General features: G+C 44.8%; 10 protein-coding genes. 3 read left to right on the top strand and 7 right to left on the bottom strand.

Translation table 11 applies throughout. The features are described 5' to 3' along the window. Window positions 1-33: 33 nt before the first annotated feature. From BCU34_RS03560 to hinT, 3 genes are all read right to left on the bottom strand, one after another. Complete coding sequence (locus BCU34_RS03560; protein WP_019822451.1) at window positions 34-417, bottom strand: YcfL family protein; 384 nt, start codon at window positions 415-417, stop codon at window positions 34-36. Then, window positions 417-1,808: a COG3014 family protein gene (locus BCU34_RS03555; protein WP_102478373.1), complete on the bottom strand. Its 1,392-nt coding sequence runs from the start codon at window positions 1,806-1,808 to the stop codon at window positions 417-419. Before BCU34_RS03555 ends, BCU34_RS03560 begins: the two co-directional genes overlap by 1 nt. 296 nt (window positions 1,809-2,104) lie before the next feature. Next, entirely contained in the window at window positions 2,105-2,455 is a 351-nt protein-coding gene (gene hinT / locus BCU34_RS03550; RefSeq protein WP_004736268.1) for a purine nucleoside phosphoramidase, read from the bottom strand. A 277-nt stretch (window positions 2,456-2,732) separates the two neighbouring features. Between hinT and BCU34_RS03545 the strand changes: the two genes are divergently transcribed. Then, a complete protein-coding gene (locus BCU34_RS03545; protein WP_048658275.1) occupies window positions 2,733-4,724 on the top strand; it encodes a methyl-accepting chemotaxis protein in 1,992 nt (663 codons plus the stop codon). Window positions 4,725-4,921: 197 nt separating this feature from the next. Then, entirely contained in the window at window positions 4,922-6,088 is a 1,167-nt protein-coding gene (locus BCU34_RS03540; protein ID WP_017065293.1) for a DUF1887 family protein, read from the top strand. Between the two features lie 208 nt (window positions 6,089-6,296). Here BCU34_RS03540 and udp read toward each other — a convergent pair whose 3' ends face one another. The 4 genes from udp to BCU34_RS03520 form a co-directional block, all read right to left on the bottom strand. After that, window positions 6,297-7,055: a uridine phosphorylase gene (gene udp, locus BCU34_RS03535; protein ID WP_102479116.1), complete on the bottom strand. Its 759-nt coding sequence runs from the start codon at window positions 7,053-7,055 to the stop codon at window positions 6,297-6,299. Between the two features lie 313 nt (window positions 7,056-7,368). Then, window positions 7,369-9,726 carry a zinc/cadmium/mercury/lead-transporting ATPase gene (locus BCU34_RS03530; RefSeq protein ID WP_102479115.1) on the bottom strand — a complete coding sequence of 786 codons (2,358 nt, stop codon included), beginning with the start codon at window positions 9,724-9,726 and terminating at the stop codon, window positions 7,369-7,371. A gap of 153 nt (window positions 9,727-9,879) precedes the next feature. Further along, window positions 9,880-11,343, bottom strand: a complete 1,464-nt coding sequence (locus tag BCU34_RS03525; protein WP_102479114.1) for an MATE family efflux transporter — start codon at window positions 11,341-11,343, stop codon at window positions 9,880-9,882. A gap of 171 nt (window positions 11,344-11,514) precedes the next feature. Further along, the gene (locus tag BCU34_RS03520) at window positions 11,515-11,931 is read right to left on the bottom strand and encodes a CBS domain-containing protein (RefSeq protein ID WP_102479113.1); all 417 of its coding nucleotides are present in this window, start codon (window positions 11,929-11,931) and stop codon (window positions 11,515-11,517) included. A 303-nt stretch (window positions 11,932-12,234) separates the two neighbouring features. Here BCU34_RS03520 and BCU34_RS03515 point away from each other — a divergent pair, with 303 nt between their 5' ends. After that, window positions 12,235-12,468, top strand: coding sequence for a hypothetical protein (locus tag BCU34_RS03515; protein WP_102479112.1), 234 nt, complete (start codon window positions 12,235-12,237; stop codon window positions 12,466-12,468). Window positions 12,469-12,632: the final 164 nt, after the last annotated feature.

Below are 12,632 nucleotides of genomic sequence, written 5' to 3'. Positions count from 1 at the left end.
TATTTACGAACCATTAGATCCGTTTTATCTAACTTACTGCTCTCGGAACTGAACTCTAAACTGAGTCGCTTTCGGGTTTACCGACACTTCCGACAACGAAATACTTTCAAAGCCACGCACAATCGCTTGCTTCCAAGGGCCTTGCTTTAGGTTGACCTCAAGGCCGGCATCGTCGTACCAGTAAAAACGATAAAGGATATGTTGATCGCCTTTATAGTTACTGTTTAAACGAACGATTCCTCGCGTATGACCGTCGACTAAATCAGTGCGGATATCTTCAACTTGTAAGCGGCTGCCCAATACATTGTCACCAAAGAAAACGTTCTGAGTCAGACTATCGACCCTTACACCAGCTGTATTATCAGCACAACCAGCCAGAGCCATAACCGCTGCTAAGCTCACTAACCACTTTTTCATTACAGCCTCCCTAGCTGTTTATGCCACATTGTTGCGTTGTTTCCTTGTCGAGAAATCCACACCAAGGTGGTCTGCCCCTCTCGAATATCAAAGTCATACGTTTTAGCGCCAGCCTCCAACGTATATTGACCACTGTTTGCTACAAACGTGCTGCTCTTAATCTCTGCTGGTAAAGATTGCCAACTGCGAGTGTCTGGTTGCTCTGTCAGTGTGTTCCACACGTTGAACAGAATATTACCGACATCATCGCCTTTGGTGGCTTCTTTACGAATGCGATCTTTCGCAACCACACGTAGCGCTTGGCGAATAACAATGCTCGTCATACGCTCAGATAAATCGTTTTGAGCCATTGCATTTACATCGGTAATCAAATGCTCTTGTAGCGGCTGCCCACTGATTCGCAATGCAGAAAAACGCTCTACGTTTTGGCTCGGGTAATATGGCAGCGCAAGAGAGTATATCGCTCCCTGATCGCGACTGTCATAAACAGGTAAATCTAGTCGCCAACTGTCCATAGCTTGCACAGCGCTCTGTTCTTGAAGAACAATTACTCTCCCTTCACCTACATTAAGTTTAGAAGACTGCTTATAACGTTTTTCTAGTGTCGCTAAATCTTGTCGCATCCCTAAACGAGCGGCTGTCGCCATGGTTCTGTCGATGATTTCTTGGTTATCTGGCATCACAGCCAAAGCACGACGATAATCAACATAAGCGCTGTTTAGATCATTCGAAGCTTCATAAAGCAGACCAGACAAGAACATCAGATATGCATTCTGTACCGACTGCAGTTTTTTACCCGCATCTGGGTAGTTGGCAAGGATGCTACCGACATTGGCAGACAAACCTTGCTTCTTCGCATCGTTAGCTGCCCGGTCTAACTCAGCTTCGCGTTGCTTCTTCGCTTGCTCTTGCACTTGGTTGGCGCGACGCATTTCGATCACCGCACCTTCTAAATCATTTTTCTTGAGGTAATTTAAACCGAGATAGAGATGAAGAAAGCCCAACTCATAATCGGCTGGCACATACTCGGTAATATTGTCATTCACAGCCAACGCACCCACGCTGGTTGCACTGTCTGAGATTGAGATTACGGCTTTTCGTTGCTGCTCAGTAACCGCCTGATCAGCCACTTCAAACGAAGACTTACTCTCAGGATATTTTTGATCCAGCAGGTTAATTCTGCCTCTTTCAAAGTTATCAAGGATGTCGCCTGCCGCGTAATCTGGTAGCTCTTGCTGAGCCTCTGAATAATCTCCAGATTTAACGGCTTGGTAGATCGCTTTGTTTTGTGCGCTGTAATGACTAAATAGGCTTCCTGCAGAAATACTCGCACAACCTACGGTCAACGCCGATAACAGGGCAATTGAAGCGAATCTAAACTGTTGCTTCACTTATCGTCTCCGTGCATGTTTAAAATGCCAACTTTGTTAGGGTCTGCTGACCTTTCGTGGTCTCATTATCAAAACGAAACGTATTGTAAAAAGGATCTCAAGCCAGTTGAAACCCTACTGATTTAGCCTCTGCCTAGGCGATGCCGATATTCAGACAACAGATAGAACTTAAAGTTGGCATACAAACTACAAATTTTCCAACTAACTACTAGTGTTAACCCGCTAATGATCTCGTTTAAACTAGCTCATTAACTTTCAGTAACTCGTTAGCTTTTCATTAGCTCATTAACTTTTTATTAGCTCATTAATAGCGGACCAAGTGGACGGCCACCAACCAAGTGCATGTGAATATGATAAACCTCTTGGCCACCGTGAGAGTTGCAGTTCACGATAAGACGATAGCCATCTTCTGCGATGCCTTCTTCTTTTGCTAACTTCCGAGCAACGGTAAACATGCGGCCCATCATCGCTTCATCTTCGACTTCAACATCGTTAGTTGTTGGAATCAACTTGTTAGGGATTATTAGGATATGGCTTGGCGCGCGAGGGTTAATATCACGAAATGCGGTTACTAAATCGTCTTGGTATAGTAGATCTGCAGGGATTTCTTTATTGATGATCTTACTAAAAATGGTTTCTTCAGCCATGTTTCTCTCCGATAAAACATTTATTTTTTAATGCTTTGAGTATGCGCTATGCCGCATCAAACCACAATAAATCTGCTTTAAAGCATAATAAAAAACACCGTTCAAATCAAAGAAAACGAGCCTTAGCTCTCAAGAATGGCATGTTGGTTATAACTGAGGGTTATTTTTGACGTGTGCGTCATAAAATGCGCAAGCGGAGCTCAATAGAATGCTGATAATTTTGTTAGTTTTACTTTGACCTGACATTAGGTCAGCATTTTTATTTAGGGAGAAAGCCATGAAGGGATCTGTGATCAAGCGTATGTACGCTGGTTTCGCACTGATCATCATCATGTTCGCAGTCACGATAACCATCATGATGAACAGCATGAATCAGATACACAGCAATTTTGAGAGTGTCTCAGAAACCTCATTACCACTTGTCGCGCTTTCAAATCAAACAAGTGTTCAATTGCTCTCTGCTGATAAGTCATTCAAAGATTTCTTAACCACACAAAACGCTGAACGCATGTCTGCAATGCGTACAGAGTTTGCTGCATCACAAAACTCGTTTTCTGAAGTGCTAGGTAACTTAGAAGCAGCAAGCCAAAACAATGTTTCGCTCACCGAACGTATCGCCCAATTAAGAGCGATGGAAGAGCGCTACTTCGCCGAAGCAGACGAAGCGATGAACAACTACGTCGCTATGTTTGAAGCACAAGAACAAGTACAAAAAGCGTCTCGCGATTTCCAACGCTTACATTCAGAATTAACCGTTGGCATGAAAGAGTACGTGGCCGACCAAAAAAGCATCTCTGTAAAAGTAATGGCAAAAAGCTACTTCATTAAACTGCAAGACGCAGAAGTCATTACCTCTGATGCACTTGCTAGCTCTGATGTAGCCTTCGTTCAAAAAGCCGTTAACCAAAATAAAAAGGCCGTTACTCACCTTAACTACGCTTATCGTGGCCTATCAACACAACTACCAGCACTTAAAAATGTCTTTGATGAATCAGTTCAAAAGTTCACCAAAGATGTTGGTCAGAAAGGCGGTGTCTTGGACAAACACAACAACTACTTGAAAGCGAAAGAAGCTCTGTATATCAACATTGCAAACCTAGCCGTAGAAGTAGACCAAGCAATGGCAGTGCTAGATTCATTCAACGTGACCGCTGAAGAGCAACTGAACTCGTCGTTAGCTGACGCAAGCAGCATCTACGACAAAGGCCTATTCAATGCGATCGCAATTGGCATCATTGTGACCGTATTCGCTGCAGCGATTGGTTACCACATAGCACATAGCGTAAGAGAGCCATTAACTCGCATTCTCGGAACATTAGAAGGCCTGACTCAAGGCGATATGACTCAACGTATCGATATTCGCTACGACAACGAATTCAGCCGTGTGAGTCGCCACATCAACACCTTGGCGGACAACTTGCACAATATCCTTGTGAAGCTGAATGATGCTTCAGATGACTTAACCAAGACAGCAAGCGTAAACCAAAAGACTTCTTCTGAAACGCAAGCTCAGCTGAACAGCCAACGTGAACAAACGGCAACTGTCGCGACCGCAATGACAGAGATGTCTCATTCTGTACAAGAAGTGGCAAACAGCGCGCAAAGCTCACTCACCATGGTTCAACAAGTAGAATCGGCTTCTGAGTCTGGTCGTCAGATCATGAACACCAACATTAGCACTATCAATCAGCTTGAGGTTCGCTTGACCGAATCTGTAGGTGCTGTAGGTGAGTTGCAACAAATGAGTAGTCAGATTGGTTCAATCCTTGACGTTATTCGTGGCATTGCTGAACAGACCAACCTACTTGCACTGAATGCGGCAATCGAAGCAGCGCGTGCTGGCGAGCAAGGTCGTGGTTTTGCAGTTGTTGCCGATGAAGTACGAGTGCTAGCGCAAAAGACCACTCAATCAACGTCAGAAATCGAAACCATGATCAGCAACCTGCAATCAAGCTCGAAAACAGCAAGTAACGTGATTGAAAGTTGTATGAGCGACATGGACATGTCAGTCCAACAAGCTTCAAGTGCAAACAGTGCGATGGAAGAGATCCAAGCCTTGATTCTAGAGATTAGCCACATGAGCACACATATCTCTCAAGCAGCCGCAGAGCAGAGTGAAACGTCTGGCGATATCGCGCGTAATATCGAAGACATCAACCACATCGCAGATAAGAGTTACCAAGCGATGTCATCAATTGCAGAAGCCAGCCAAAACCTAACGATTCTGGCAAATCAGCAAGGTGATTTAGTACATCAATTCAAACTATAGATAAATGAAGAATTGATAGATATTTAGTGAGATTGTTGAGACTTCATACCCAATAGTGGTAACTAATTGAGCTAGGGCAACTTTTATCAAGGGTTGCCCTTGTTTTTTATGAGCTTTGTCATTATATGATTATTAAGGCTTGCTGCTTCCCGTTTTTTCTTTCACCTTTATGAGCGAGCCGCTATTAAGGAATTTATATGGCTGTTCATGTTGGCATTATCGATCAAGACCCTATTCGCTTGCTCACCCCTTTACTTGATAACCGAACGGTCAGCACTCACATCGTGTTTATCGGCGACAAGAATCAAGTCAGTATGTACAAACGTTTAGACAGCGTTTTACATAAGCGCGACATTACCAGTGAGTTTTTCGAAATTCCGACCATCGTAAACACATCTGTAATCAAAGAATCTATCCAAACTCTTGCCGAAGACCTCAAAGCTCGCGGTCAAGAAGTGAAGCTCAACGCTAGTTGTGGCCTCCGTCACCGCCTACTTTCGGTGTATGAAGTATTCCGTACCTACCACTGGCCAATCTTCGTGGTTGAACCAAACAGTGACAAGCTGTGCTGGTTGTACCCGAACGGAAAAGAAGACGCACAAGTTCAAGACCGCATTACTATCGACGACTACCTAACGGTATTTGGGGCTCGTGGCGAGTTCAGCGATGTTCAGCTATCTCCGCAACTTGATCAGAAACTTTATGAACTGGGTGAACGTTGGGCAAGTAACGCGCTAGAATTGGGCCCAGGCCTTGCGACATTAAACTACCTTGCAACGACCTGCCGTAAAGAACAGAAGCTTGATGTTGGTCTCTCTGAGAAGCAACAAGGTTACCGTGAACTGAACATGCTGTTGAGCGATTTAGTTGAAGCGAAGATTGCGACTTACGACAATGGTATTTTAACTTTTGCTAATGAAGACGCACGCCGCTTCTCAAACGGTGAATGGCTGGAGACTCTGGTTCACAGCACAGTGAAACAAATCCAAGATGACATGCCGACCATTCAAGATCGTTCTTTGAATGTTCAGGTATACCGTCAACTGGGTGAACGAGAAGTTCGTAACGAGCTTGATGTTGCCTCAGTGGTGAACAATAAGCTGCACATCATCGAATGTAAGACCAAAGGTATGCGTGACGATGGTGATGACACCTTGTACAAACTGGAATCGCTTAGAGACCTATTGGGTGGCCTACAAGCACGTGCAATGTTAGTGAGCTTCCGCCCTCTTCGCCATAACGACATCACACGAGCAGAAGATCTTGGCCTTGCATTGATTGGCCCTGACGAATTGAAAGATCTTAAAACACACCTAACGGCATGGTTTACGGCTGCGGGTGGTAGTGAAGATCTAGAGTACTAAAAACAAATAAACTCATGAGAGCTAAATGCTCTTAAGCAGATTGTTAAAAAGGCGAATGACGATTAGGTCACTCGCCTTTTTTGTTCTCTAGCCATTTATCTGTTTAGCTCTATTTTCATCTTTCAACTATCTATGTCTCTAATTTCTTTGCCCCATAAAAAATGGCCGCATCATTTGATGCGGCCATTTTTAAATCTTGGAAACAGACTTAAAGCATTTTACGAGCAGCTTCTACAACCACTTTGATTGAACGCGCTTCTGTTACTTTTAGCGTTTCGTGATCAGGCGTCTCTTTTTGAGTACGGTTGATGATTACACCAGCAACACAACCTGCTTTCAGACCAGAACTTGCACACATAGTTAGCAGCGTTGCAGATTCCATCTCGAAGTTTAGAACGCCCATGTCTTGCCATTCTTGCATAGAACCTTGGAAACGCTTAACAACACGACCAGAGAACGTATCGTAACGCTCTTGACCTGGGTAGAAAGTGTCACTTGAAGCCGTTACGCCCATGTGAACTGCTGCGCCTGATTCTTCAACCGCTGCTTTCATCGCTGTTGCCACTTCGAAGTCAGCAACTGCTGGGAATTCCATTGGAGCAAAGTGCAGGCTAGCGCCGTCTAGGCGAACAGAACCTGTAGAAACAATCATGTCACCCACGTTTACGTGAGGTTGGATAGCACCAGTAGTACCAACACGTAGGAAAGTACGAACACCAAGTTGAGCAAGCTCTTCTACAGCGATAGAAGTAGATGGGCCACCGATACCTGTTGAACATACAACAACTGGCTTGCCGTCTAGCTCTGCGCGGTAAAGCGTGTATTCACGGTGACTAGCAAGGAATACTGGATTCTCCATCTCTTCCGCAATTTTTTGCACACGAGCAGGATCACCAGGGATGATCGCCAGAGTAGCACCGTTAAGATCTGCTTCAGTAACACCTAAGTGGAAAACAGCTTGAGACATAGTTCGCTCCTTTTGGCTTATTGGGCTTTTTACCCTTATTTAAGCTCATAGTAAATTCGTGGGGTACGAACACACTCTAACCAAGCTTATTACAAAATGAAGTGACACATGTCACACGAATGATCGCAACAAGAATTCAAGTTTCACAAAAAACCGATTGGCATCACAAAAATAAGCAATCCGTATACCTATGTTGCATAGTAATGAGACAAAAAGCGCCTTTAACGTATTACCGCTAAAGGCGCTTTTTAGATTAGACGCTTTCTATATTCGTCGCTTTGAATAAGACATAATCTATGTCAGAGATCTGAACTTAATCCGCCTTAGACTTGAATCGAAGCAGACGCAATGCGTTCAATGTCACCAAAGCTGTCGCACCACTATCCGCTAACACTGCAACCCATAAGCCAGTAATACCTAATAAGCTCGTCACCAAGAATACACCTTTCAAACCGAGCGCTAACGCAACATTTTGACGGATGTTGTTCATAGTTGCTTGCGATAGCTCAATCATCGCTGGTAATTCTGTTAAGCGGTTATGAGTTAGTGCTGAATCCGCCGTTTCCAAGGCAACATCAGTCCCTCCGCCCATTGCGATGCCGACATTCGCCGTTTTCATTGCTGGCGCATCATTGATGCCATCACCAACCATTGCAACGTGCGACTGTTGAGATAACTCCTCAACGTAAGATACCTTGTCGCTTGGAAGTAGGCTCGCCTTGTATTGCATACCAATCTTACTGCTGATCGCAGCCGCACTGCGCGGGTTATCGCCAGTCAGCATGATAGATTGAATACCCAAATCATTGAGTCGTTCAATCGCAAACTTAGCGTCACTGCGTAACGTATCTTGCCAAGCAATCAGACCAATCACTGTCGTATTTTGCTCTGTTGATTCTTCTTGATCTTTAAGCTCAAGAGCAACCACAACCGTCTTGCCCTCGCCTTCCAATGCTTCTACCTGAGAAACCACATCGGCACCAAGATCGAACGCTATTTTAGACGGTGACAGAACCTGATACTTAACGCCATCAACATCACCTTCAACACCACTACCGATAAGTGCGATCTTGTTGTGTGATTCAGGAATCTCAATATTCAGATCTTTTACTTTAGCGACAAGTGATTGCGCCAATGGGTGAGTAGAGCCAACTTCAATTGCACCAACCACACGCAGCATCGCATCTTGTTGCCAACCCGAAAGAGGCTGAATATCCGTAACCTGCGGCTTACCTTCGGTCAGTGTGCCCGTCTTATCGAAGGCGATAGTTTGGATTTTACCAAGCTGCTCCAGTGCTGCACCGCCTTTAATTAGTGCACCACGTTTCGCTGCTGCCGCTAAACCAGAAGTAATCGCTGCTGGCGTCGAGATAACTAACGCACACGGACAAGCAATCAATAATAACGCTAGACCACGGTATACCCATGTTTCCCAAGGTTGAGCGAACAACAGTGGTGGCGTGATAATAACGAGCAAAGCCACCACCATCATCAATGGCGTGTACCAACGACTGAACTTATCAAGGAAACGTTCCAGCGGTGCTTTACGAGACTCTGCTTCTTCAATCAAGTGAAGAATACGGTCGATTGCGTTTTCACCTTGTTTTGAAGTGATGGTTATACGAACCACTTTGTCCACGACGACGGCACCAGCCATAATGCTGTTACCTTCGGTGTGTTCAACAGGAACAGATTCACCGGTTAACGCACTTTCATCAAAGCTCGCCGCGTCTGTAATCAATTGACCGTCAGCAGGTAAACGAGAACCCGCAGCCACTTCAATCACATCACCAGGAACCAGTTCACTGACTACTACTTCAACACGTTCACCGTTGATAATCTTAGTTGCATTTTCTGGTACCAATGCCATTAACGCTTGAACGCCACTTCTTGCTCTAGATGAAGCAAACGCTTCTAAGCGCTCACCAATCAAGAACAATAATAGAACCATCGCCGCTTCCGCGGTTTCACCCAGGTACAAAGCACCCAGTGCGGCAACACTCATTAAGGTTTCAATAGCAAACGGTGTACCTGAGCGTGCCAACTGAACCGCTTTCTTCGCCACCGGATATAAACCAAGCAAACAAGTTACCGTAAACAAGCCTTCACTTAATTGAGGAGAGGTACTTTTCAGAAGCGCAGCAAACAGCATTGCCGCTGCAATCGCGATAATCTGTAAATTAGGTTGGATATGAGCTTGCCAAAAAGTCTCAGGTTGTTGTTTTTCTTTCTTTGAACCGGCTTCCGTAAGAGGGAAACCCGTTTTAATAGAGACCTGTTCAATGGTGTCGGCAAGGCTTTCATTATCGAATTTCACAACCAGCTTTTCGGTAGCAAAGAGAACCTTCGCTTGAATAACACCGTCAATATTGCTGATCGCGTTTTCTATTTTTCTTGCACAAGCTGGGCAGTCCATTCCGGCAACCAACCAACTTTTCGAAAATTGAGCGTCGAGAGATAAGGTTGAGGACTGACTGTCCTCTTCTCCGCTGTCCGAACTACAGCAATCATCCCCTGACGATGAAGGAGCCGCAGAAGAAGAACCACAACAGCCAGATGAAGTACCTGCTGCCGTGATGCTGGAAATTTTAGGGCTAGAGCAACCAGCTCCCACCGCTTGAGGTTGAACGTCCACTTTTGTTGAGCGGCACGCTGCATGTTTTGCGCACATAATATATCTCCTTAATACTCAAAAGCCTTGAGGTTGTTGCTAACTCACGAGCAACAGAACCTTAAGTTCATCAAAAGTATAAACCTTGGAGGCTACTCCAAGGTCAAGAAGAAGTTTTCAAGAAAACAAAAATATTATGCAAACGCCGATGGCTTACTGAGATTTAAGCTCCGCACACTCTTCACGGTTCGCCGATACATCATCAATAAGAACCGCATCGTGTGAACAGAATGGCTGAGTGTTCAAGCTGACAATCGACACATCATCTTCCACTGGATCAACTTGAGAGCCCTGCATTAACTCAGCAATATGATGTCGAAGTACCAAAATACCTAAAATCCCGAACAGAACATTCCCTAACGCTTGACCATAGAGAACCCCCAAAGCGCCATACCACTGAGAGCCTAGATAGACGAATGGTAAAGTACCTAACGTCGCTTTGCCCAAATTCAACGCTGTCGAGTAAAGAGGTTTACCTAGGTTATTGAAAGAGGTATTGGCAACAAACAGCGCGCCGTTAAAGGTGAAGGTCAGCGCTACATAAGTACAAAACGCAGCAACAATAACGGCCGCATCACCTTGTAAGCTAAAGCCTTGAATGACATAACCTTGAACGAAGTACAACAGAATACAAACGGCGATGGTATAGAGTGTCGTCACCAACAACGAGTTGTTGAGTGTTTCTTTAACTCTGTCCATGCGTTCTGCACCAAAGTTCTGACCAATGATTGGTCCCACGGCGCCAGACAAGGCAAAGATAACCGCAAAACAAACCGGTGTTAGACGACCGATCACGGCAAAGCCCGCGACAAAATCCTCACCATATTGTGCGATACCTGTCGTCACAATCGCATTACCGATAGGCGTTGCGGTATTAGTGATAATCGCAGGCAGCGCAATCGCCAATATTGGTCGAATATTAAGGCGCCATTGCACAAACGAAGGTGGAGCCACCAGCTGATGGCTGCGAATCAGAGGATAAAGCGAGAAGAACAGCACCGAGAAGCGAGCAACAACCGAAGCGATAGCTGCCCCTTCGATGTTCCAACCAAAACCAAAAATAAACAGAGGATCGAGAATCGCGTTAACAATACCGCCTGACAAAGTCGCCCACATCGAACGTTTCGCATCGCCCGCCGCTCTCAAGCCCGCACCCGCGGCCATCGCCAACGCCAAAAATGGACCACTTGGCAACAAAATCTGTAGGTAAGCTTGAGCACGCTCGGCTGCAATGCCTTTGGCTCCTATCGCGGCTAGCAGCTCTGGAATATAAGCGAACATGATTGCCGTTACGGCGGAACTGATAACAAACGCAGTCAACATGATACTGGTGCTTAGGTTTCGAGCGTGTTCTTGATTCTTTGAGCCGATGGCTTTGGACACTAATGCGCCCATGGCAATGGAAGTACCAATCGAAACAGAGGTAGAGAAAAAAGTCAGCGTACCTGCAAAGCCTACCGCAGCAGCCAATTCGACCTGCCCGAGCATACTGATAAACAACATGTCGAGTAAATCAACCACAAATAACGCCATCAAACCGACAGAGCCAGCCCCCGACATCACCAATATGTGGCGCATCGTTGAACCTTCAACAAACTTTGCCGTTTGATTTGACATGAAACCTCCAAAAGTTGGAATACCCAAGAGCTAAAGCCCTATCAACTAATCAACAGGCTAGGGATCCACAAAGAAAGGATCGACCAAGAAAAGTGCTATACATAAAAAAGGCGCTAGTGCGCCTTTTTTCAATTGAGGGTATTGAGAAAAATAATCGTTCTTAACACGCTACTATACCTGATGTTTGAAGCATTCTTCCAAGTTCTTGCCGATTGCTCTCAAAACATCGGTTCTGGTGATCATACCCACCAGTTTTCGATTATCGATTACAGGGTATGCTTTAGGTTTGCCCACCTGCATCATGTCCGCCAATTCAATAATGGATAAGTCAGGTGACACCGACAGTACTTCTTGGTGCATGCAATCACCCACAAGGTGTGTGTCTTGGCAGAAGTAACTGACCTTCACAAGTTTCTCGAGTAAATCCTGCTCAGAAAGGAAGCCTATCACTTGTTCGTTATCATTGATTACGGGTCCACCCATGTGGTGGCTACGCATCACTTTGTCTAACGCTAGACTTAACGGCATATCAGGAGTAAATGTCACAACCTGCTGCGTCATGTAATCTTTCACTTTAATAGAATGCATTGTGTTCTCCCTAAATACTTTGCGTCATATATTTTTCTATCTTGTTAAGTTAATTGTTGTCTAAAATCTTGATTTTACTAAATGGATTTCAACAATTTTATTGATAGGCAAAACCTAACAAGACAACAAAGCGAGACAAACAAAGGCTTGAGCACGTTTTAGACCACCAGAAAAAAGGAAAAAAAGAGCCCTTACAAAGCCTTACTTTCCCTTGCTTAACCTTACTTAGCCGAACTAGCCTGAGTAGATAAACCCTGTAATCTTCTCCGCACTAATAATTAGAAATCCGGATTTGGGAAGTTTATGCAACACGACAACAACATGTACGCGTATGTTTATGCAGGTAACGACGGCACAGAAAACACACTCATCGCCACTGTAGATAATCAAGAAAAACCGCTTATTTCAAGCTGCGTTGATGAGATAAAACGCATGTCGTGCTTAGCCATTGACTTAGCAGCAAAACACGACCTAAAAGTGAAGCTGGTGAAGTATCAAAGAGAGCAAGAGATCGACTTCGGCCTATTCGTAAAATAGTGAGTCCGACACTGGTTTGGTTAATCACGAACTGGCAGCCACAGCAGCATTAGCATTAGCATTAGCATTAGCATTAGCATTAGCATTAGCATTAGCATTAGCCATAATGGCTGCCGAATTCGCCCTGACAAGCCTAACGGGTAAAGGCTATAATGATCAGACGG

It is taken from the genome of Vibrio sp. 10N.286.45.E10, assembly GCF_002874195.2.
In the GTDB taxonomy this organism is placed as follows: Bacteria; Pseudomonadota; Gammaproteobacteria; order Enterobacterales; family Vibrionaceae; genus Vibrio; species Vibrio crassostreae.
The sequence above is the reverse complement of the archived record's forward strand: the minus strand, read 5'-3'. Positions and strand labels throughout refer to the sequence as shown.

Excerpts from the sequence above, each read along its gene's own strand:
- BCU34_RS03530 (WP_102479115.1), bottom strand. The coding sequence starts at position 9,726 with ATGTGCGCAAAACATGCAGCGTGCCGCTCAACAAAAGTGGACGTTCAA.
- hinT (WP_004736268.1), bottom strand. The coding sequence starts at position 2,455 with ATGGCTGAAGAAACCATTTTTAGTAAGATCATCAATAAAGAAATCCCT.
- BCU34_RS03560 (WP_019822451.1), bottom strand. The coding sequence starts at position 417 with ATGAAAAAGTGGTTAGTGAGCTTAGCAGCGGTTATGGCTCTGGCTGGT.
- BCU34_RS03520 (WP_102479113.1), bottom strand. The coding sequence starts at position 11,931 with ATGCATTCTATTAAAGTGAAAGATTACATGACGCAGCAGGTTGTGACA.
- BCU34_RS03540 (WP_017065293.1), top strand. The coding sequence starts at position 4,922 with ATGGCTGTTCATGTTGGCATTATCGATCAAGACCCTATTCGCTTGCTC.
- BCU34_RS03545 (WP_048658275.1), top strand. The coding sequence starts at position 2,733 with ATGAAGGGATCTGTGATCAAGCGTATGTACGCTGGTTTCGCACTGATC.
- BCU34_RS03525 (WP_102479114.1), bottom strand. The coding sequence starts at position 11,343 with ATGTCAAATCAAACGGCAAAGTTTGTTGAAGGTTCAACGATGCGCCAC.
- BCU34_RS03515 (WP_102479112.1), top strand. The coding sequence starts at position 12,235 with ATGCAACACGACAACAACATGTACGCGTATGTTTATGCAGGTAACGAC.
- udp (WP_102479116.1), bottom strand. The coding sequence starts at position 7,055 with ATGTCTCAAGCTGTTTTCCACTTAGGTGTTACTGAAGCAGATCTTAAC.